The organism is Marinobacter antarcticus (assembly GCF_011049865.1).
Lineage (GTDB): Bacteria > Pseudomonadota > Gammaproteobacteria > Pseudomonadales > Oleiphilaceae > Marinobacter > Marinobacter antarcticus_A.
In genome coordinates this window covers 1-20,390 of sequence record NZ_DRGY01000007.1, presented here as the reverse complement: position 1 = coordinate 20,390, position 20,390 = coordinate 1, and the positions used below count along the sequence as shown (strand labels likewise).

The following is a 20,390-nucleotide window of genomic DNA, read 5'->3' as shown; positions in this document are numbered from 1 at the left end:
AGTAAGCCCTGTTACCACGGATCAATCCTTGCGGCTGCTGCGCAAGTTATCAATGATGGACTCAAGCGCCCTGTCGAAGATCAGCCCGTCATCAAGCATGCTGACTGCTCCGCTTTCCATGGCAGCACCCAGTTCCTGACGACGATACTCAGCCACCTTGGCACCACTGCGGTTGACGAAGATGTACTTGCCTGTGGCCTTTATAAACGCTGCCAGCTTGCAACGAAGCTTGGTATCGTCGCGGATCAGCTCAATCCAGGCACCAACACGAAGCCTGCTTGTTTGATCCAGCCAATGCTGGGAAACCACCGTCTCCTCTTCCGACGTTTTCGCCTCATCGACAGGCATTGAAAGCACCGGGGGCACCGACTCAAGCTCAGCTCGCGGTTCAGTAACGAGCTCTTCTGCCACCACCACGGTTGACGGCCGGGTGGGTGCCGTAGCCAAGCGCTGAAACACGTCAACGTGCGCCAGTTCCAGATCGCGAATCGCGATATCGGTTGCGAACGGATCCCAGGAAATCTCCTGAAGAGCCATACGAAATTCATCGACAATAGCCGGGATCGCTCTGAGCAGTTCGTTCCGGGTTGAGTCATCAATCGGATGGGGATCAACACTCCAAACAAGATGACCCGTCAGCTCGCGGGCATCGGCCCAGCGCTCACCCTCCTCGCCCTCGCGCAAAAATACCCACTGAAGATACCTGGTCCATGCCTCACCCAACATCTCCAGAACAGGCTCCGGAATGTCTCTTTCAGCGGCAAAATCTTTCACCAGTGTTTCTGCAACCTCACACGCCCGCTCCTGGCGCGCCCGGCCCTCTTCCGCGTCGCGCAGGCGCTGCTCTACCAACTCTCGCCGACGACGATCAAGGTCCGTGAAATGGCTGAAATCTTTGAGCAGCTCATCGAAGAGAGACACATTATTCGTAAATTCGTTTAGTACCCGATTCACCACCGACTCAATTTTCTCCAGCAGCGGATCGCGCTGGCCAGAGCGCTTTTCACTCCAGCCGATAGCAGAAAGAGCTAACTCGTTTAATAACTTGCGAACCGGGTGGCCGCCCCGATTAAAAAAATTCTTGTCGCTCAGCGCTACTTTCAAAACTGGTATTTGCAAACGACCGATAAGCGCCTTCATGACCGGGTGAAGCTGTCGATCTTCCAGGATAAAGTCAAAGAGCATGGAAACCAGATTGATGACATCGCTATCCACCTGGCCAATGTTGGCTTTCTGGCCATTGGCAGCACGAAGAACGGACTGGAGTTGCTGATCAAGGGAGGCAACCTCACCACCGTCCCAATTGCCAAAAGAGGCTTGGGCCTGGCTGAGGCGTGCCATCAGGCGATCGGTATCCAGATAGGCCTGACCCGCCGAACCCGGCTCGTCTGTGATATTGGCATTATCTCTTTGGTGCAAAAGTGCGCTCAATTCAGAAAATGTTGCATTGGAAACACCGCCTTGTATCGGGTCGTAACCGTAATTCTGGTGATTGCCTTGCTCTCTTGTCTTCTCCTCTGATCCTTGCTGAGCAGGGCTTGAGGGCACTGGAGCCGACGTCGCTGATCGCGCATCGGGTTTGCCCGCTGATGGGCGAACCGGTACCCGTTTGACGTCTGGCAGAATGCCCTCCGAGATCAGAGTGCGGTTCGCCTCCTGATAAAAGTCACCGAGCGTATCGGCCAACAGACGATCAAACAATTTCAGCACGACGAGCTTTGCTCGAATATCAATATCAAGATCGGCGCAGGCTTCAGCAACGCCCCCACAGATAACTTCCGGGCTGAGGGGCATCTGGTTATCAACCAGTTCTACTCCGGGCACCAGGTGGTTAACACGCAACGACAAAAGCTGAATCGGGCTTTGATAGCGATTGCGCAGTTTGCTGATAAGGTTATCAATAGCAACCCGCTGTTCAAGATCCGAATGCTCAACAAGGCTCAGGGAATCGTGGTCCACTTCATCCAGAGTTCCACCGGTTTGCCGGGGCCGAAACTGACCGATATCGTTAAACGCCTGACTGACGTATTGCAGCACTGACACAACCATGGTTTTGCGCCTGAGCCTGAGCTCGCGCATCGCATCAAAATATACGGTTTGATCCTTGTTGGACCCGGCACGGTCCGCAAGCTCAAACAACGCATCGTCAGCGCGCTCGAAAAAACGCCCAAGAACGCTCTTCAAAGATTGCCCCGAGGTGTCTCGCAGGCGAACAAGGGCCGGCGGCAGATCGAACCGCGAAAACGGCTTCTGTCCGGAAAAACTGACGACCTTGTTATCCTGCTTCATTGAACAACTCCGGGCCAGAACGGGTGACGCTGCTGACCATAGGATGGGGACTACTCCGACTACACATTGTACGAGTTAGTTACGTCACCTTGTGTCAGAGTTTGTCACCTTTTGTGCAGACCGGACCCAGGTCACATTTTGGGTAGAGTTTGGCGAAACCACTGGCGAACGATAGAATTGCGACCCCGGAATCTTCCAGAATTCTTTGACCACTGACAGAACGGATACATACCCATGAACTTCACTGAACGCTTACGCCAATCGCGAATCGAGACCGTGGCACTGAGCCTGCGCGAAGATATTGGCGACGGCGATATAACGGCCCGGCTTATTCCAGCGCAAAAACAAACCACCGGGCAAGTCATCACGCGAGAGCAGGCGGTTATAGCCGGGCGTGAGTGGGTGAACGAGGTGTTCCGCCAAGTGGACAGTTCGGTGTGTCTGGAGTGGTTGGTTCAGGATGGCGAACCGGTTCGACCCTACCAGGTTCTGTTTCGCATGGAAGGCACGGCCCGAAGCCTTCTGACGGCTGAAAGAGCCGCTCTGAACTGGCTGCAGACGCTGTCAGGCGTTGCCACAAACTGCGCAGGTTACGCGGCCAAGGTTGCTCACACAGGCGTGCGCCTTCTGGATACGCGCAAAACGCTGCCCGGGTTGCGACTTGCCCAGAAATACGCGGTTACGTGCGGTGGCTGCCACAATCATCGAATCGGTTTGTGGGACGCCTTTCTCATCAAGGAAAATCATATTTCCGCTTGCGGCTCTATTGCCGATGCCGTGGGTGAAGCTCGTAGAATCGCGCCCGGCAGGCCTGTCGAAGTGGAAACCGAAAGCCTGGCGGAACTGGAGCAGGCACTCAGCGCCGGGGCCGACATCATTATGCTTGATGAGTTCTCTCTGAGTGATCTGCGCGCTTCCGTCAAAATGAACAAGGGTCGCGCAAAACTGGAAGCGTCCGGAGACATTAACGCAGATACGCTGATACCCGTTGCTGAAACCGGCGTCGATTTCATATCGATAGGCGCACTGACCAAGAATGTCAGAGCGGTGGATCTCTCTATGCGTTTGGGATGAGTGCGGGTGGACGCAATCTGTGATCAGTCGCCAGACAATAACCGGTCGACGGCTTCGAGTTCCCGAATCAGGCGCTGTCCTGATTCGGCACGGCCGCGAAAGTACTCTTCTGCCATGGGTGCGATACCCGAAACCGACGGCAAGGGTTGGTTGTTTTCAATAATCAACTTCATGCGCACCAGAAACACAAACTGAATCCACTGGGTAAACGCCAGGGTATCCAGACAAAAAGGCTCGGTGCTGAGGAGCGCACTTTCATGGGGAGGCTCACTCTCCCACAAATCCAGCTGACGAAGCTCCATCTCGATACCCAGCAAACAATCCGCAACCTGCCCTAAAACGTCACCCGTCTCTTTCATAAAAATCCCGATTCAATCTCCCAACGGTTCCAGTTCTACCTTTTCACCATGTAATACGCTGAACAAATCTTCAAATTGTCGCGTAAGGGGATGTTTCGGTGCCATGTGAATAAGCGGTTGCCGGCTTTGATGAGATTCTTTCATTTTTACGGAACTGGACAAACGCACGGGCAAGACCGGCAGCCCTTCTTCTATTAACTCTTTGACCAATTGTCTTGGCAGTTTGGCCCGAGGTTGGAACTGATTGGCAACGATGCCTTCCACCACAAGCTCCTCGTTGTGATCTTCCTGCAAATCGCGAATCTCATTAAGGATGTTATAAAGGGCCTGACGGGAAAAATCATCACAGTCGAACGGGATCAAACAGCGCTGGGCGGCGATGAGTGCAGAACGGCTGTAAAAGTTCAGCGCCGGCGCCGTGTCAATATAAATGGCATCGAACGATTCACCCAGTTTTTTCAGGGCTTCCCGAAGTTTGTATATTTTGTGCTTTGCCTCGAGCTTGCGCTCAAGAAAATCGAGCTCCGGACTGGACGGCATGACAAACAGGTTCTTGAACGGTGTAGCGTGAACAAACTCATCGGGACGGCGGTTGAATACTTTGAACGCCACCGTTTGTTCCAGCATGTCCGCAACCGTGTCCGTGAGCTCGTTGGCGGGCTTGCCCATCAGGTAGTGCGTCGAGTTACCCTGAGGATCCAAATCAACCACCAGGGTGCGCTTGCCACGTGCTGCGCTGATCGCCGCCAGGTTGCAGGTAATACTGGACTTCCCTACTCCGCCTTTCTGGTTGAATATCACCCGTCTCATGTCGTCTCTCCATATGGCACGTTTTCTGGCATGTTGCTCAGCAACTTATCGTATCGTTTGCATACCGTATCGCATGCAAGCGCACTACCACTGCATCACTGTCTTCACAAACGGAATGGTAAGACGCCTCTGGGCCTGCAGTGAGTTTTCATCGAGAGTGTCGAGTATCCCCAGCAACTCTCCGAGACCCCGAGGTGCCCGGCGCATGATAAAAACTGCGACCTCATTCGTCATGGTCAGCCCACGCTGCTCGGCGCGCGCCAAAAGAATTTTCAGACGATCATCATCACGATAGATGCCAAGCTGGACGATAAACCCGTGATGCAGCCTCGACACCAGGTCTGGCAAGAGAAAAGGCAAGGAACCAGGCACTTCCGAAAGACTGACAACCAGCATATGACCGCTATCGTACAACCGGTTATACAAATGAAAAATGGCCTCTTCCCAGTCCGCTTTTCCGGCCACTCTGTCCAGATCATCGAGGGCAACAACATCCAACGTATCCAAACCCGACAGGGCGCCCGGTCCAAAAGGCTCCAGCTCAGCAATACTGAGACAGACTGCGGTTTTCGCCTGTGCTTCCGCATGGTGGCAGGCGGCCTGCAGCAAATGGCTTTTACCCGTATCCGAATCGCCACACACAACCACCACCGGCATGTCGTCTGGCCGCTTGAACACCGACAACAGCCTCAGTGCGGCCTCGTTGTTACGATCACCGTGAAAGTTATCGAAGCGTGCGTCGTCGCGAAGCCGGACACCCAGAACCAATTGAGACGAGTTCACGGCTGCCGGCCCGCCCATGCCCGAGCACCCCAGATCACACAATAGTGACCTCCACTGAACACGGCAGACAGCGCAACCAACCAGATTCCCACGTCTTGCCAAAGCGGCTGCACTGGCAAGCCCGCCAGGATGGCAATGATGCCGATAACCACAAAGATTTGAATCATCGTATTCAACTTGCCGGGTAGGCTGGGCTCCATATCAAAGCGGCCAATGCAGTAATGATAAACGAGAGCGCCCCCGACAATCAGGAGGTCTCTGCCGATTACCAGCGCAAAAAGCCACGGGGGCAGGACAGACGTGTAGGTAAGCATCAGATACGCCACAATCAGCAGAGCTTTATCGGCCAGTGGATCAGCCACGGCGCCCATTCTGGAGCGCCAGTTAAAACGTCGGGCGAGGAACCCGTCAAGCCCGTCCGTCACCGACGCGGCAGCGAAGATGATCAATGCAATGCGATATTCCTGCGCCAGCAAGGCCCGCGCGAAAGGAATAATCAACACCATACGCAAAAGCGTCAGCGCATTGGGAATCCAACGCCAGGCCTGCGACGTCACTGAATTGTCTCCGATAGCGGACTACTCCTCAGCGGACTGCTCTGAAGCGGACGACTCCCCGCCATCATTTGCGATAACCGGTGACGGCTGCCAGCGGTAATTGAGAACCTGATAAATCGATTCGAACGCCTGCTGAGCCTCTTCCTTATCTAAGGGTGAAGGCTGATACGTGAGCATCGACTGCTCGGACGCATCGGCGGCTTCAGCGGTTTCAGCGGTCTCGGCAATTTCGGCAGTGCCGTCGGCAGCCGGTGGTTTTGAAGGCGCTGGCTGTACAGTTTGCGACTCACCTTCAACGGGTACAAAACGGGAATCCAAAGCCATGTAGTACTTAAGCTGATCCAGTTCGCCGGAGAACGCCACTCGCAACGTTAGCTGTTCACCCTTGACCCGGGAGGCACCCACATTAACAACGGGCGTAAGGCTTTCAAGTGCCTGGCTGGCTTTTCCATAGTCCGATATCGACTTAACGCCCTGCAAAACAATATCAACTTGCGGCAGATCGCCAATCTCGCCAGCGGCGACGGCATAACGATCGGCGTACAGCTCTGCCCATCGGTTAACCACCGCTTCGGCCAAAGCTTCCCGAGAATTGGCGCTGACCGATTCCTCGCTGTTGTCGAGTTTTGCTCCCTCAAATACCCAACCTGCGCGCCATTGGCCCTCGGTGCGACTCACTCGCACGAGGGCAAGAACATCGTGGTCTACACCTTCAGAGGCCTTGCGTACGCGGCCTGTGAACTGCCCCCAAATATCCGACAGGAGCTCCCGGCTGCCGCTGAACTGCTCGGGTGGCAAGGTAACTGGCAGGCCCCGTTCCTGAGCCGCACGGGCAAAGGCTGTTGACCAGATACCGCTCTCACTGGCTTGACTGCCGCCATCGCTGGTAATCAGATGGCGAACACCGCGATCTTCTACCGCCACCCACGCCAGTGTCAGCGGGCGGTTGGCACCCCACACCGGAGCCTCAACCGACGCCAGGGCGCGGTTTACGCCCACAGCACCGAATGCCATGCTCAGACGGCTGTTGCCGTTTGCGTCACGAAGCACCTGATACGACAACAGCAGCGATTCCGCATTGGCGAGTAAAGCCTCTACACCTTGTAACTTGAGTACTTTCCGCGTCCCCGAAATTCTTACAAACACGCGGGCAAGACCGTCTGCATAACCTTGGGCCAGATCATTCTGCCCGGAGCCCGCTACCGGCACTTCAGCTGAATAAAGCCCAGACACCGTCACCGCGGACGCTGGAACAGGCACCATGACTAACATGAACACAAAAAAAACGGCAAGCCATGAAGCGGGTAGCGGCTTTATGGCTGAGATCTGGTCTGGTACTGGCATGAAACACCCTGCGGTTCGCATCAATGGGCCATAGGATACACCATGCCCCGAAGCCTGAGTAGCCGATCCGGGTGTCCGAAATGCAATCTTGTTCGCTCAAATCGGCTTGGTAACCGGAATCCGGAGGCACTCATGGCAAATGCACTTGGAGCCCCACACCGCACCTGCTAAAATCCGCCGCCTGACCCACTGGCCAACGGTTAAGAACACCATGAGCGAACAGAAGCCTTCCCTGACCTACCGAGACGCCGGCGTTGACATCGACGCCGGCAATGAACTTGTCAGCCGCATCAAGGAAACCGCCGCACGCACACGGCGCCCCGAGGTCCTGGGAGGGCTTGGCGGGTTTGGTGCCATGGTCACCATTCCCGCCGGGTACAACGAGCCGGTTTTGGTGTCAGGCACCGATGGCGTAGGCACCAAGCTGAGACTGGCAATGCAGCTTGGCAAGCATGACAGCATCGGCATTGACCTTGTGGCTATGTGTGTCAACGACCTTATTGTAGGCGGCGCCGAACCTCTGTTCTTTCTCGATTACTACGCCACAGGCAAACTCAACGTGGATATAGCCGCCAACGTGGTAGCCGGCATAGGCCTTGGCTGCGAGCAGGCCGGCTGCGCGCTTGTGGGAGGCGAAACCGCAGAGATGCCCGGCATGTATGAGGGCGACGATTATGATTTGGCCGGTTTTTGTGTGGGCGTAGCAGAGCGCAGCGAAATTATAGATGGCAGCAAGGTGCAAGAGGGCGACGTTCTGTTGGCACTCGAGTCCTCCGGACCACATTCTAACGGCTACTCGCTGATACGGAAGATTCTGGAAATCAGCAAAGCGGATCTCGACCAAACGATCGGCGGCACTTCTTTGGCAAACGCCTTAATGGCGCCTACCCGGATTTACGTCAAAAACCTGCTTCAATTGTTTCGCGAAGTCGAAGTACACGCGCTTTCTCACATTACCGGCGGAGGCCTGCCCGAAAATATCCCCAGGGTTTTACCGAAAGGAACGGTGGCCGCCATCGATACCACAAGCTGGGAACTGCCGCCCGTATTCAAGTGGCTTAAAGACACTGGCGGCGTGGTTAGCGAAGAAATGTACCGCACCTTCAATTGCGGCATTGGCATGATCGTGTGCGTTCCGGCAAATCAGAAAGATCTGGCGCTGGATACGTTAGAGGCGTTGGGCGAGCGAGCGTGGCAGGTCGGGTTGATAGAACGGTCTGACGACACTGAAAAAGACGCTGTGGTGCGCTACGCGCCCGGGCTTCTCTCAGAATGAAAGCTGATCCACCGAACCTGCCGAGAATTCTGATTCTGGCGTCCGGAAGCGGAACCAATCTTCAGGCGCTGATTGATGCCAGTCGGGAGCGCGACTTTCCGGGGCAGATTATTGCTTTGGGCTGCAACCAACCCAAAGCGTTTGCGCTTGAACGAGCCGCCCAGGCTAACCTCGAGACGTTTGTGGTGAACCACAAGGATTTCGGTTCCCGGGAAGAGTTTGATGCCGCACTTATGGCTTATATCCTTCGCTACAACCCGGATCTCATCGTACTTGCCGGTTTTATGAGAATCCTGACCACCGGCTTCGTTCGGGCATTTCGCGGCAAACTGGTGAACATTCACCCGTCACTACTGCCACTTTATACCGGCTTGAACACTCACCAGAGAGCGCTCGATGCCGGCGACAAAACCCACGGCGCTTCCATTCACTTCGTCACCGAAGAGCTTGACGGCGGGCCTGTGATAGCCAAGGCAGAAGTGGCCGTTGCGCCTGAAGACACTGCCGAAACCCTCGCCGAGAAGGTTCAGAAAAAGGAGCACCTGTTGTATCCGATTGTCGTTCGCTGGCTATGCGAAGGCAGGGTTCAGCTCGGCCGCGATCACATTCTGTTCGACGGGCAAAGCATGGACACACCCGTTTGCCTTCCCGATAGCTGAAGCGCACCTTAACAGACGGTCATCCCATAGAACCCGCTTACCCGCTAAGCTCTGGCTATTCATGACGGATTTGAGGTCACCCAGATGTATTCAGCTCAACGGAATATGCCGCCTCTCAAGAGAGTCAGACTCAACGCAGCCCGACTTCTGTGCGCGCTGGCGTTGGTACTAGGCAGTGTCGTTCACGCGGAACCCGCGCCAGACCTCTTCCCTTTTGAAGTCAGCTATGACGCGTCTGTGGAAAAAGGAATATCCCTCAATGGCAGCGCAAAACGCATTCTTACGGCCCAGGGCAACAATGTCTGGCTGTACCGCACCGAAGTGAAATCGTTTATTGCCGATCTGGACGAATCTCTGATTTTCAGCTGGAAAGACGGACAGGTCGTGCCGCTCAGGTACCGTTATCATCTTTCAGGTTTGCTCATTAAGGATAGAAAGCAATCCATTGATTTTAACTGGGAGACTGACGTGGCGACAGGAAAATACCGGGGAAAACCCTTCACGATCGAACTCAGCAAAGGCATTCTCGACCCTCTCGGCTTTCAGGTGCAGTTGCATCAGGACATCCTGAACGGCAAGCGCGATATGGAGTACGAGGTTCTGGATCGGGGCAAAGTAGACACGCAGCGCTATGCGGTCATAAGTGACAACGCTGACGTCTCTGACAACTCTGGCAGCAACGACAACTCTGACAACAACGACAGCAGCCAACCAACACTTCTCAAAGCCGAGAAAATTCGCGAAAACTCCCGGCGGGAAACTTACATGTGGTTTGATCCGGACAAGGACTATGTACTGGTCCGTCTGCAGCAAATTGAGCCAGACGGCAGCGCCTACGAACTGAAGCTGAAGGACGTCAAGTTGGGGGATTAACTCTTTCGGTCCGCCTCGGCCCATACGGCTTTAACTTCGTCTGCAATAATGCGCAGCCCCTGCGCCACACGCTCATCGTCCTGCGAATAGGTAACTCGCAGGCATTCATGGCGGTGCCGCCAGTCGTCCTCCGGCAGCCCCGGGAAGAAGTAATGACCCGACACCACGAGCACGCCCCGCGCTTTTAATCGCTGGTAAAGCTCAAAACTGGTAATGGGTAAATCCGGAAACCATAACCACAGGAACATCGCGCCTTCCGGCTTGTGAACATACCAACGGCAACTGTCCTCGCCCATGGCCTCGCGGAAAGCCGTCACCGCGCGCTGCATTTTCCGCCTATAGAATGGGCAAACCACATCCCGGCTCAGTGACAGAATCTCACCAGAGCGCACCAGGGGCTCGGCGAGCATGGCGCCGAAGCTTCCAGTTGCCAGATTCATGATGGCATTGACCCCCGACAACGCCTTGATCACCGGCTCAGCAGCAATCACGATGCCGGTGCGTGCTGCCGGCAGGCCAAGCTTTGACAGGCTCAAACAAAGAATAATCTGTTCGTTCCAGGTAGGCGTGGCGTCCACGAAAAGCAGGCTGGGGAAAGGTGTACCGTAGGCCCCATCGACGATCAATGGCACGTCATGTTGACGCGCCATCTCTTCCAATCGGGCCATTTCTTCGTCGGTAACCACGTTGCCGGTCGGGTTGGTTGGCCGGGATACGCAGATCGCGCCGGTTTCCCCGGTTACTTCTACCGCATCAAAATCGACACGATATTTGAATTCGTGGGCATCGGTAAAGGAAATGTCCGGCTGCACAGCATGGAACAGGCCAGGCTCGATGCCGGCGTCTGCATAGCCAATATACTCAGGCGCCAGAGGCAGCAGTATGTGCTTGCGCTGGCCTTCACCGTAATCGCCGCCAAACATGTTAAACAGCATGAAGAAGGCGGCTTGGCTGCCGTTAGTAAGCGCGATGTTCCCTGGTTTCAGATCCCAGCCGTACTCGCGGCTGAGCAACTCTGCCAGCGCGGCAATAAACTGTTTTTCGCCCTGGGGCGGATCGTAAATGCCGACGAGGCGACGAACGTCGCTCTCGCTCCGGCTCATGTCACCGAGAATTTCCTGAATCCGCTTTTGTATCTCTGGAATGTGTCCCGGGTTGCCGCCGCCCATCATGATCATGTCATCGCCGGATGCCATGGCGTTGCCGAGATCGTCCATTAACGAGGTTATACCGGCGTCTGCGGTAAACTTGCGGCCAAAAGCAGAGAGTTTCATGGGGTTATATCCATTTGGTCAGTGAAACTTCAGTCTCCCAGCGATATACCCAGATTGCTGACGCCGTCATTTGCGGCATCTTTCCGAATATCTCTGATGAACTGTTCTATTGGCGTACGCTGCCGTTTAAGCGCCAATACCATGTCGCGCTGAAAGGTTTTATCTTCTTTCATCAGGGGGTGGGAATCCAACAAGCGAACGAGCTCGTCCTCTTCAAGCCCCTCACCTTCAGACAGTTCTATAAAGCTCATAACGGTACCGGTCGCCAACTGCGAGGCCTCTGTGGCCCGGTGCTTCGAGGGATTCAGGCGATTAAGCAATGCCTGCTCAAGCAACTGGCAAACGTCGAAAGCCGGGTAGACACCGTAGGCATCGTAGGCATCGACATCGGGAGACAGGGCTTCCAGTTTTACCAGCAGCGGCGGGATTGCGGTTTCAGCCGCGTCTTCCTGAAGCGTGCCCCAGGCAAGATCCAGCATCTGGTGCATTTTTCCGCCGGTTTTCAGGTCCATCGCGTCGGCAAACAGCGCATAGTTAGGGAATGAGCGCTCGGCGAGCGCCAGCACGAACGCGCATTCACGCCACCCCTGGAGTTGGGAAACCGCTTTGAGAAACTGGTTGGCGTTCATGTTCTTGGAAGGGTCACGCCGGTTTGCCCGAAGTATTTGCCGCCACGGTCTTTGTAGCTGGTTTCGCACACTTCGTCGGATTCGAAGAAGAGCATCTGGGCTATGCCTTCGTTGGCGTAAATTTTGGCCGGGAGATTGGTGGTGTTGGAGAACTCCAGGGTAACCTGCCCTTCCCACTCTGGCTCCAGAGGGGTGACGTTTACGATGATGCCACAGCGCGCGTAGGTAGACTTGCCCAGGCAAATGGTGAGTACGCTGCGCGGTATACGGAAATATTCCACGGTGCGGGCAAGGGCAAAGGAGTTCGGCGGAATAATGCAGACATCGCCGGTGAAGTCTACGAAGCTTTTTTCGTCGAAGTTTTTGGGGTCGACGGTGGCGGAGTGTACGTTGGTGAAGATTTTGAATTCGTTGCTGCAACGGACGTCATAGCCGTAGCTGGAGGTGCCGTAGGAGATAACCTTGCCTTTATCCGTTTCACGGACCTGACCGCTTTCGAACGGTTCGATCATGCCGTGCTGTTCGGACATTCGGCGAATCCACTTATCGGATTTGATGCTCATGGGTGACGTCTCGTATCCACTGGGAAAATTGGGGCGTAGTTTACCTGTTCGCCTGGGCTCTGTCGAAACTCTTGACTGCTGGTATTTGGTGGCTGCAGTCGCAGAAATTAGTGTGATTTTACGGACACGCTTGAGATAGAACCGCTAAGGTTGCGCTCCCGTGTTGAAAGTTCTGCACCTACCCGGCGGGCAATGTCACGGTAACGGCGAGCCACTTCGGAGTCCGGCTCAGCCACTACAGTAGGTTGGCCGCTGTCGGTCTGTTCGCGGATGGTCATGTGCAAGGGCAACTGGCCCAGCAGGGTTGTTTCGTATTCATCGGCAATGCGTTCGCCGCCGCCTTCGCCGAACAGATGCTCTTCGTGGCCGCAGTTGCTGCAGATGTGCACGCTCATGTTTTCCACTATGCCCAGCACCGGGATGTCGACTTTGCGGAACATTTCGATGCCGCGTTTGCCGTCAAGCAGGGCAATGTCCTGGGGGGTGGTGACAATGACCGCGCCGGTAACCGGAACTTTCTGGGCCAGGGTTAGCTGGATGTCACCGGTGCCCGGCGGCATATCAACGATCATATAATCGAGTTCGTCCCACAGGGTTTGTTGCAACAGCTGCATGACCGCGCCGCTAACCATGGGGCCGCGCCACACCATGGGGGTTTTGTCGGTGGTTACGAAGGCCATGGACATGGCCTGAAGACCGTGGGCCTCTATGGGCAGGAAGTATTTTTCTTCCCGTACGCCGGGGCGTTTGCCTTCGGGTACGCCTAGCATCATGCCAATGCTGGGGCCGTAGATGTCGGCGTCGAGGATGCCTACCCGGGCGCCTTCTGCTCGCAGAGCAAGCGCGAGGTTAACGGCGGTGGTCGATTTACCAACACCACCTTTGCCGGAGGCGACGGCTATGATGTTTTTGACGCCGGGAACGGACGGCAGGTCTTTCTGAACTTTGTAGGAGTGGATTTTCTGGGCGACGTGAACCTCGGCGGTTGCAACGCCTTCAACGTTTTCCAGCGCGTTGGCGACCAGTTGCTTGAGGCCGCCAGCAATGCCTTTGGAAGGGTATGGTAGCTCCACCATCAGCGTGACGTTGCCTGCTTCGTCAGCCACCAACGACTTTACAGCACCCAGATCGTAAAGATCCTTTTCCAGGTACGGGTCTCGGTATTCACGAACCGCTGCCTGCAGGGCCTGCTCTGAAATCTGTGTCATCTGGCTCTCCGGATTAAGGTCTTGCTGGTTTTACAGCATGAAAACAGGTGTTTCGGGTGAAAAAACTCTGCTCAAAAGGTATCATCTGAACCCGTTTCTGACCATACAACCCTTATCTGATGAAAGGTTCGGACACACCATGACGCAAGCGAGTTCAAAGCAACAACGCGATATTCTGGTTACCAGCGCTCTGCCCTACGCCAACGGCCCCATTCACCTGGGTCATTTGCTGGAATACATTCAGACAGATATCTGGGTGCGCTATCAGAATATGCGCGGCCAAAATTGCTACTACGTTTGCGCAGACGACGCTCATGGCACCGCTATTATGCTTCGCGCTGAGCGTGAAGGCATTACATCTGAGCAATTGATTGATCGAATCCGTGGCGAGCATCAGGAGGATTTCGGCGGTTTTCATATCCGCTTTGACAACTACTACACCACCCATTCGGAAGAGAATCGCAATTTCTCCGAATACATCTATCGTCAGTTGCAGAAAAACGATCATATCGCGACCCGCAAGATTACTCAGTCATTCGATCCCGAGAAAAACATGTTTCTTGCGGACCGGTTCATCAAGGGCACCTGCCCGAAATGCAAAACCGAGGATCAGTACGGCGATAACTGTGAGTCCTGCGGCGCAACGTACACGCCGTCTGAGCTCATCAATCCTCGCTCCGCGGTATCCGGTGCTACGCCAATCGAGAAGGAGTCAGAGCACTACTTCTTCAAGCTGCCGGAGTTTGCAGACTTTCTGACAAAGTGGACGCGCAGCGGTGCGCTGCAGCCGCAGGTAGCCAACAAGCTGGCAGAATGGCTTGATGCCGGCCTGCAGGAGTGGGACATCAGCCGCGATGCGCCCTACTTTGGCTTTGAAATCCCCGACGCACCCGGCAAGTTTTTCTATGTCTGGCTGGATGCGCCCATTGGTTATCTCGCGAGCTTCAAAAACCTGTGCAACCGGGAAGGCATAGATTTTGAGCACTTCTGGAAGGCGGACTCTACCGCCGAGGTGTATCACTTTATCGGCAAGGACATCATCAACTTTCACGCCCTGTTCTGGCCGGCGATGCTTCACGATGCCGGTTTCCGCACGCCAACGGCGGTCTGGGCGCACGGGTTTGTGACGGTTAATGGCAAGAAGATGTCCAAATCCCGGGGCACCTTCATCATGGCGCGCACGTATCTGGATCACCTGAACCCGGAGTACCTACGGTATTACTTCGCCTCCAAGCTGACGGGCGGCGTGGACGATATGGATCTGAACCTGGAGGACTTTGCAGCCAGGGTTAATTCGGATCTGGTGGGCAAGGTGGTCAACATCGCCAGCCGCAGTGCAGGCTTCATTACCAAGCGTTTCAACGGCAAGCTCGGGCAAGTAACCGAGCAGGACAAGCTGAAGGGGTTCATTGACGCAGGCAATGAGATTGAAGAACTCTATGAAGCCCGAGAGTTTGGCCGTGCCACGCGCCGCATTATGGAACTGGCAGATACCGCTAACCAGTACGTGAACGACGAGCAGCCCTGGGTAGTCGCGAAACAGGACGGCCAGGATGACAAGCTGCAGGCCATCTGTACCAACTCCCTCAACATGTTTCACCTGCTGATGACCTACCTTGCGCCCGTATTGCCGGAAACCGCCAAGGCAGCCGAAGACTTCCTGAACGCGAAGCTTGACTGGAACAACCGCAGCGCGCGCCTGGAAAACCACAGCATCAACACGTTCAAGCCGCTGATGAACCGGGTAGACATGGTACAGATCGAAAAAATGCTGGATGCCTCGAAAGAGGAAATGCCCGCAGCGACCGGTAAACCAGCTGAGCCCACCCAGCCCGAAAAAATCGAAGCCGTGGCCGATGAAATAGAGTTTGATGACTTCACGAAAGTCGATCTGCGGGTCGTAAAAATTGTAAAAGCCGAGCATGTTGAAGGGGCCGACAAGCTCCTTCGCCTGACGCTCGATTTGGGGCACGGCGAGCGCAACGTATTTGCGGGCATCAAGTCTGCCTACAAGCCTGAGGATCTTGAGGGACGCCTTACGGTAATGGTAGCCAATCTCAAACCCCGGAAAATGAAATTCGGCATATCTGAAGGCATGGTTCTGGCAGCCGGCCCGGGTGGCAAGGACATTTTTCTGCTGTCGCCGGATTCCGGTTCAACGCCGGGCATGCGGGTGATGTAAACAGAAATCGAGGCAGAGCGCTCCGATGGCGAAACGATGACAGACTATCTACTGATCTTGGTCAGCACCATTCTGGTGAATAACTTCGTGCTGGTTCAGTTTCTCGGCCTGTGCCCCTTCATGGGGGTTTCGGGCAAGCTGGAAACAGCCATGGGCATGTCTCTGGCCACCACGTTTGTGCTGACCCTGTCATCAGTATGCAGTTATCTTGCTTACACCTACCTGCTGGCGCCCCTGGATCTGGCGTTCCTGAAAACCATCACCTTTATTCTGGTTATTGCGGTGGTGGTTCAGTTCACCGAGATGGTGGTGCGCAAAACCAGCCCCCTGCTTTACCGCGTGCTGGGTATTTTTCTACCACTGATTACCACTAACTGCGCTGTGCTTGGCGTAGCACTTCTCAACTTGAATAAGAATAACAACTTCGTTGAATCCGTACTCTACGGCTTTGGCGCCGCTGCCGGCTTTTCCCTGGTGCTGGTGCTGTTTGCCGCAATGCGCGAACGCATTGCCGTGGCCGATGTTCCCTTGGCCTTCCGAGGTGCGGCCATCGGTATGGTCACCGCAGGTTTGATGTCACTGGCGTTTCTGGGCTTTACCGGCCTGGTCAGCGTTTAGCGGAGACACGTTTTTATGTGGACAGGCATTCTTATCGCCGTTCTGGTTTTGCTTGGCCTTGCACTGATATTTGGTGCGTTGCTGGGTTTTGCCTCTGAGCGCTTCCGGGTTGAAGGCAATCCGCTGGTGGAACAGATCGACGCGCTGCTGCCGCAAACCCAGTGTGGCCAGTGCGGGTTTCCAGGATGCCATCCCTATGCCGCATCGATTGTTGACGGTGATGCCATCAACAAGTGCCCTCCCGGCGGCGAATCTACCATCAAAGCACTCGCGGATTTATTGGGAGTGGAACCGCAGCCCCTGGATGCAGAGCACGGCGTAGAGCAAGCCAGGCGCGTTGCCGTTATTCGGGAAGACGAGTGCATCGGCTGTACCAAGTGCATTCAGGCCTGCCCGGTAGACGCCATTTTAGGCGCTGCAAAACACATGCACACGGTTATCGAGAGTGAATGCACAGGCTGTGACCTGTGCGTGGAGCCTTGCCCTGTTGATTGTATCGACATGATCACTGTCGAACCCGATATCCGGAGCTGGGTCTGGACGCCACCCGGACCCGCGATTATTGCCTCAGACCGGCAAGAGGCGCATTCCTGATGGCCCAGCTCTGGGATTTCAGCGGTGGCATTCATCCCACAGAACACAAACAGCGTTCAACCGCTCACGCTATCCGGGCTGCAGGCATCCCCGGGCTTCTGGTGCTGCCGTTGCAGCAGCACATTGGCGCACCCGCAGAACCCGTTGTGGCGGTTGGCGACCGCGTGCTGAAAGGCCAGACAATAGCCGACGCCAGCCGGGGCATGGGTGTTCCTGTGCATGCGCCAACGTCCGGTACGATTGAAAGCATTGCAGGTTATCCGGTGCCACATCCCTCTGGCATGACGGACACCTGCATCGTTTTGAAACCCGACGGCAAAGATGAGTGGTGCGAGCGCTACCCGATCAGTGACTATCGCACACTCGACCGGAATCAGGTTTTGGACATTATTCGCGCAGCGGGTATCTCTGGCATGGGTGGCTCCGGTTTTCCGACGGACATCAAGCTAAGCCCACCACCGGATTGCAAGATCCACACACTGGTTCTGAACGGCGCCGAATGCGAGCCTTACATTACCGCTGATGACATGACCATGCGTGAGAAGGCTAACGAGGTGATTGCAGGGCTCACGGTCATGGCCTGGATTCTGGACCCTGAGCGCTGCGTTATTGGCATTGAAGATAACAAGCCCGAAGCGGCAGTTGCTCTGCGCGTAGCCATTCAAGGCGCCCAAGACACTCAAGCCGCTAAAGCCGCTAAAGCCACCAAAATTGAAATCGCGGTCATCCCGACCAAATACCCCTCTGGCGGTGAAAAACAGCTGATCCAGGTACTGACAGGAATGGAAGTGCCCAGTGGCGGCATTCCGGCGGATATCGGCATTATAAGCCAGAACATCGGTACCGCCGCAGCGGTCGCCCGAGCGGTATTTGACGGCACACCGCTGATCGGGCGCATTGTGACCGTTACCGGTGAGGCGCTGGAGAAGCCGGGCAATTTTGACGCTTTGTTGGGCACCCCGGTGGACTATCTTCTCGAGCAGGCCGGACTTCAGCCAGACCTCGTTAGCCGCCTGGTTCTTGGCGGGCCGATGATGGGCTACACCCTGACAACCACGGCCGTGCCCGTTATCAAGACCAGCAACTGTATTATTGCCGCAACCGCCCATGAGCTTCCTGCATCGCCGCCCGAACAGGCCTGTATTCGTTGCGGGCAATGTGCCGAGGTGTGCCCTATGGAATTGCTGCCGCAACAGCTGTTCTGGCACGCCAAGGCGGATGAGTTCGAAAAAGCCGAGCACCTGAACCTGTTCGACTGCATCGAATGCGGCGCGTGTTCGTACGTGTGCCCAAGCTCGATTCCACTCGTACAGTACTATCGCTATGCCAAGGGAGAAGTTCGCGGACAACGCGCAGAACAATTCAAGGCCGACCGGGCGAGAGAACGATTTGAGGCTCGCCAGCAAAGACTTGAGCGGGAGCAACATGAGAAGGAATTACGGCGCAAGGAGCGCGCTAAGGCAGCATCGGACGCTCAGGCTACCAAGAACGCTGCGGCTGAAAAGGCGGCCGTTGTCGGTGGAGAGGTGATCGACAAGCGGGCCAGCAGATCCGCCCTGGTAGAACAAGCGCTGGCTCGCAAAAAGGCCAGTACCAAAAAGGCATCGGCGACTCAGACCAAAACCCCGCCCACCGAATAACCCAAATCAGGCTCAATTTTCATGGCGTTTGTTCAACAGTCGTCCCCCCATGCTCACCATGCACGCCCGACTTCAAAGGTGATGCTTTGGGTCATACTTGCGGCACTCCCGGGTTTGTTGGCGCAGATTCTCTTTTTTGGCTGGGGCAATCTGATCAACGTTGTCTGGTGCATCGCCGTTGCTCTGGCCTCGGAAGCAGCCATCCTCAAGCTGCGCAGCAAGCCGGTTGCATTTTTTCTCAAAGACAATACCGCTGCGGTTACCGGGTTGCTGCTTGGGCTTTCATTGCCGCAGTTTGCGCCCTGGTGGGTATCAGCCGTGGCGGTCATTTCCGCGATCGTAATCGCCAAACAACTCTACGGCGGGCTCGGCTCCAATCCGTTCAATCCGGCCATGGTAGGCTATGCACTGGTGCTGATTTCGTTTCCGGTTGCCATGACCACTAACTGGGCAGAACCGGCGCTGCTCTGGGACCGTGGCCCCGGTTTCGGTGACACTCTGGCTGCCATTGCTTCAGGGCAGCAAACGGTGGTTGATGGCTGGACCATGGCGACACCACTGGATGAGTACAAACACAAAATTGCTACCCATACCGCCGCCGAAGTTCTGGCGCATCCCACGTTCGGCGATGGTGTGGCCAAAGGCTGGGAATGGGTTAATGCAGCCTTCCTTGCGGGTGGCTTTGTATTGATTGGCCTGCGGATAATCACCTGGCACATTCCAGCCGCTTTTCTGGGCGCGCTGGTGGTAATGAGTCTGGCATTTGGAAGCAACGCGGATCAGTACGCGCCTCTGTTAATGCACCTTCTCGCAGGCGGTACCATGTTAGGCGCATTTTTTATCGCAACCGACCCGGTATCGGCCGCCACCAGCCATCAGGGAAAGCTGATTTACGGGGCGGGTATTGGCGCGCTTGTTTATCTGATTCGGAGCTGGGGCAACTATCCCGATGCCGTAGCGTTCAGCGTTTTGCTTATGAACTTCGCCGTACCGTTTATTGATCATTACACGCCGCCAAGAACTTACGGCCATCGCAAAGCCCGTCGGGGCATCACCGGGCGAGGGCGGAGCTGAACCATGGCAACCATGACTCAATCCATTCGTCGCAGCGCCATCGGTCTTGGCCTGTTTGCGATTATTACCGGCGGCACCATTGCCTTTACCCACGCGCTGACCGAGGAGCGCATAGCAGAACAGGCCGCCCGGGCTGAGGCCAGGGCGCTGTTCGAAATCATTCCCGAAAGCGCCCACAACAACGACATGCTCAGGGATACACTGATTCTGCCTGCCAGTGACCGGCTTTCAACAAAGGGGCCTGTCACAGTGTGGGTAGCGCGCCAGAACGGGCAACCTGTTGGCATGATCATGCCAGTCATTGCGCCAGATGGTTATTCCGGCAGAATCAGGCTGCTTGTGGGTATTGATCTTGCAGGTACGCTCCTCGGGGTGAGGGTTATCAGCCACAATGAAACGCCCGGTTTGGGCGACAAAATTGAAACCCGGAAATCCGACTGGATTAAAAACTTTGAGGGGCGCTCACTGGGCAATCCAAAACCTCGACAGTGGAGCGTCAAGACGAACGGCGGCGCATTTGACCAGTTTACGGGCGCCACTATTACACCTCGGGCCGTGGTAAAGGCCGTCGAGAGATCGCTGGT

The 20,390-nt window shown here is 55.6% G+C and carries 20 protein-coding genes; 10 read left to right on the top strand and 10 right to left on the bottom strand.

Annotated elements, in window-relative coordinates; translation table 11 throughout:
* Positions 1-21 precede the first annotated feature (21 nt).
* Positions 22-2,289, bottom strand: coding sequence for a DUF1631 domain-containing protein (locus ENI00_RS01145; RefSeq protein ID WP_304097584.1), 2,268 nt, complete (start codon positions 2,287-2,289; stop codon positions 22-24).
* Positions 2,290-2,523: 234 nt separating this feature from the next.
* On the opposite strand from ENI00_RS01145, the gene nadC reads away from it, so the two are divergent.
* The gene (gene nadC, locus ENI00_RS01140; protein ID WP_304097581.1) at positions 2,524-3,363 is read left to right on the top strand and encodes a carboxylating nicotinate-nucleotide diphosphorylase; all 840 of its coding nucleotides are present in this window, start codon (positions 2,524-2,526) and stop codon (positions 3,361-3,363) included.
* Between the two features lie 23 nt (positions 3,364-3,386).
* On the opposite strand, the gene ENI00_RS01135 is transcribed toward nadC, so the two are convergent.
* From ENI00_RS01135 to ENI00_RS01115, 5 genes are all read right to left on the bottom strand, one after another.
* Complete coding sequence (locus tag ENI00_RS01135) at positions 3,387-3,722, bottom strand: YqcC family protein (protein WP_304097578.1); 336 nt, start codon at positions 3,720-3,722, stop codon at positions 3,387-3,389.
* 12 nt (positions 3,723-3,734) lie between these two features.
* Complete coding sequence (locus ENI00_RS01130; protein ID WP_304097575.1) at positions 3,735-4,532, bottom strand: ParA family protein; 798 nt, start codon at positions 4,530-4,532, stop codon at positions 3,735-3,737.
* An 84-nt stretch (positions 4,533-4,616) separates the two neighbouring features.
* A complete protein-coding gene (gene hda, locus ENI00_RS01125) occupies positions 4,617-5,333 on the bottom strand; it encodes a DnaA regulatory inactivator Hda (RefSeq protein ID WP_414674186.1) in 717 nt (238 codons plus the stop codon).
* Entirely contained in the window at positions 5,312-5,821 is a 510-nt protein-coding gene (locus ENI00_RS01120) for a CDP-alcohol phosphatidyltransferase family protein (protein WP_414674185.1), read from the bottom strand. The genes hda and ENI00_RS01120 overlap by 22 nt, the downstream gene beginning before the upstream one ends.
* A 72-nt stretch (positions 5,822-5,893) precedes the next feature.
* Positions 5,894-7,216, bottom strand: coding sequence for a DUF2066 domain-containing protein (locus ENI00_RS01115; protein ID WP_304097566.1), 1,323 nt, complete (start codon positions 7,214-7,216; stop codon positions 5,894-5,896).
* A 211-nt stretch (positions 7,217-7,427) separates the two neighbouring features.
* Here ENI00_RS01115 and purM point away from each other — a divergent pair, with 211 nt between their 5' ends.
* The 3 genes from purM (at position 7,428) to ENI00_RS01100 (ending at position 10,024) form a co-directional block, all read left to right on the top strand.
* Entirely contained in the window at positions 7,428-8,492 is a 1,065-nt protein-coding gene (gene purM / locus ENI00_RS01110; protein WP_304097601.1) for a phosphoribosylformylglycinamidine cyclo-ligase, read from the top strand.
* The gene (gene purN / locus ENI00_RS01105) at positions 8,489-9,151 is read left to right on the top strand and encodes a phosphoribosylglycinamide formyltransferase (protein ID WP_304097564.1); all 663 of its coding nucleotides are present in this window, start codon (positions 8,489-8,491) and stop codon (positions 9,149-9,151) included. The genes purM and purN overlap by 4 nt, the downstream gene beginning before the upstream one ends.
* Positions 9,152-9,235: 84 nt before the next feature.
* The gene (locus tag ENI00_RS01100; RefSeq protein WP_304097562.1) at positions 9,236-10,024 is read left to right on the top strand and encodes a DUF3108 domain-containing protein; all 789 of its coding nucleotides are present in this window, start codon (positions 9,236-9,238) and stop codon (positions 10,022-10,024) included.
* On the opposite strand, the gene ENI00_RS01095 is transcribed toward ENI00_RS01100, so the two are convergent.
* From ENI00_RS01095 to apbC, 4 genes are all read right to left on the bottom strand, one after another.
* A complete protein-coding gene (locus tag ENI00_RS01095; RefSeq protein ID WP_304097560.1) occupies positions 10,021-11,298 on the bottom strand; it encodes a valine--pyruvate transaminase in 1,278 nt (425 codons plus the stop codon). The genes ENI00_RS01100 and ENI00_RS01095 overlap by 4 nt on opposite strands.
* A 29-nt stretch (positions 11,299-11,327) precedes the next feature.
* Positions 11,328-11,927: a YjaG family protein gene (locus ENI00_RS01090; protein ID WP_304097559.1), complete on the bottom strand. Its 600-nt coding sequence runs from the start codon at positions 11,925-11,927 to the stop codon at positions 11,328-11,330.
* Positions 11,924-12,490 (bottom strand): dCTP deaminase, encoded by a 567-nt coding sequence (gene dcd, locus ENI00_RS01085; RefSeq protein ID WP_304097556.1) that lies wholly within the window; start codon positions 12,488-12,490, stop codon positions 11,924-11,926. Before dcd ends, ENI00_RS01090 begins: the two co-directional genes overlap by 4 nt.
* A gap of 107 nt (positions 12,491-12,597) precedes the next feature.
* Complete coding sequence (gene apbC / locus ENI00_RS01080) at positions 12,598-13,698, bottom strand: iron-sulfur cluster carrier protein ApbC (protein WP_304097554.1); 1,101 nt, start codon at positions 13,696-13,698, stop codon at positions 12,598-12,600.
* Positions 13,699-13,837: 139 nt separating this feature from the next.
* Between apbC and metG the strand changes: the two genes are divergently transcribed.
* The 6 genes from metG to rsxG all read left to right on the top strand — a co-directional run.
* On the top strand, positions 13,838-15,880 hold the full coding sequence (gene metG / locus ENI00_RS01075) for a methionine--tRNA ligase (RefSeq protein WP_304097550.1): 2,043 nt from the start codon (positions 13,838-13,840) through the stop codon (positions 15,878-15,880).
* A gap of 36 nt (positions 15,881-15,916) precedes the next feature.
* The gene (rsxA, locus tag ENI00_RS01070; RefSeq protein ID WP_304097547.1) at positions 15,917-16,498 is read left to right on the top strand and encodes an electron transport complex subunit RsxA; all 582 of its coding nucleotides are present in this window, start codon (positions 15,917-15,919) and stop codon (positions 16,496-16,498) included.
* Between the two features lie 15 nt (positions 16,499-16,513).
* A complete protein-coding gene (rsxB, locus tag ENI00_RS01065) occupies positions 16,514-17,092 on the top strand; it encodes an electron transport complex subunit RsxB (RefSeq protein WP_304097545.1) in 579 nt (192 codons plus the stop codon).
* Positions 17,092-18,732 (top strand): electron transport complex subunit RsxC, encoded by a 1,641-nt coding sequence (gene rsxC / locus ENI00_RS01060; RefSeq protein WP_304097542.1) that lies wholly within the window; start codon positions 17,092-17,094, stop codon positions 18,730-18,732. Before rsxB ends, rsxC begins: the two co-directional genes overlap by 1 nt.
* 21 nt (positions 18,733-18,753) lie before the next feature.
* Positions 18,754-19,806, top strand: coding sequence for an electron transport complex subunit RsxD (rsxD, locus tag ENI00_RS01055; protein ID WP_304097539.1), 1,053 nt, complete (start codon positions 18,754-18,756; stop codon positions 19,804-19,806).
* Between the two features lie 3 nt (positions 19,807-19,809).
* The coding region (gene rsxG, locus ENI00_RS01050) for an electron transport complex subunit RsxG (RefSeq protein ID WP_304097535.1) at positions 19,810-20,390 on the top strand (581 nt) is incomplete at its 3' end.

Excerpts from the sequence above, each read along its gene's own strand:
- ENI00_RS01145 (WP_304097584.1), bottom strand. The coding sequence starts at position 2,289 with ATGAAGCAGGATAACAAGGTCGTCAGTTTTTCCGGACAGAAGCCGTTT.
- nadC (WP_304097581.1), top strand. The coding sequence starts at position 2,524 with ATGAACTTCACTGAACGCTTACGCCAATCGCGAATCGAGACCGTGGCA.
- ENI00_RS01135 (WP_304097578.1), bottom strand. The coding sequence starts at position 3,722 with ATGAAAGAGACGGGTGACGTTTTAGGGCAGGTTGCGGATTGTTTGCTG.
- ENI00_RS01130 (WP_304097575.1), bottom strand. The coding sequence starts at position 4,532 with ATGAGACGGGTGATATTCAACCAGAAAGGCGGAGTAGGGAAGTCCAGT.
- hda (WP_414674186.1), bottom strand. The coding sequence starts at position 5,333 with ATGGGCGGGCCGGCAGCCGTGAACTCGTCTCAATTGGTTCTGGGTGTC.
- ENI00_RS01120 (WP_414674185.1), bottom strand. The coding sequence starts at position 5,821 with ATGGTGTTGATTATTCCTTTCGCGCGGGCCTTGCTGGCGCAGGAATAT.
- ENI00_RS01115 (WP_304097566.1), bottom strand. The coding sequence starts at position 7,216 with ATGCCAGTACCAGACCAGATCTCAGCCATAAAGCCGCTACCCGCTTCA.
- purM (WP_304097601.1), top strand. The coding sequence starts at position 7,428 with ATGAGCGAACAGAAGCCTTCCCTGACCTACCGAGACGCCGGCGTTGAC.
- purN (WP_304097564.1), top strand. The coding sequence starts at position 8,489 with ATGAAAGCTGATCCACCGAACCTGCCGAGAATTCTGATTCTGGCGTCC.
- ENI00_RS01100 (WP_304097562.1), top strand. The coding sequence starts at position 9,236 with ATGTATTCAGCTCAACGGAATATGCCGCCTCTCAAGAGAGTCAGACTC.
- ENI00_RS01095 (WP_304097560.1), bottom strand. The coding sequence starts at position 11,298 with ATGAAACTCTCTGCTTTTGGCCGCAAGTTTACCGCAGACGCCGGTATA.
- ENI00_RS01090 (WP_304097559.1), bottom strand. The coding sequence starts at position 11,927 with ATGAACGCCAACCAGTTTCTCAAAGCGGTTTCCCAACTCCAGGGGTGG.
- dcd (WP_304097556.1), bottom strand. The coding sequence starts at position 12,490 with ATGAGCATCAAATCCGATAAGTGGATTCGCCGAATGTCCGAACAGCAC.
- apbC (WP_304097554.1), bottom strand. The coding sequence starts at position 13,698 with ATGACACAGATTTCAGAGCAGGCCCTGCAGGCAGCGGTTCGTGAATAC.
- metG (WP_304097550.1), top strand. The coding sequence starts at position 13,838 with ATGACGCAAGCGAGTTCAAAGCAACAACGCGATATTCTGGTTACCAGC.
- rsxA (WP_304097547.1), top strand. The coding sequence starts at position 15,917 with ATGACAGACTATCTACTGATCTTGGTCAGCACCATTCTGGTGAATAAC.
- rsxB (WP_304097545.1), top strand. The coding sequence starts at position 16,514 with ATGTGGACAGGCATTCTTATCGCCGTTCTGGTTTTGCTTGGCCTTGCA.
- rsxC (WP_304097542.1), top strand. The coding sequence starts at position 17,092 with ATGGCCCAGCTCTGGGATTTCAGCGGTGGCATTCATCCCACAGAACAC.
- rsxD (WP_304097539.1), top strand. The coding sequence starts at position 18,754 with ATGGCGTTTGTTCAACAGTCGTCCCCCCATGCTCACCATGCACGCCCG.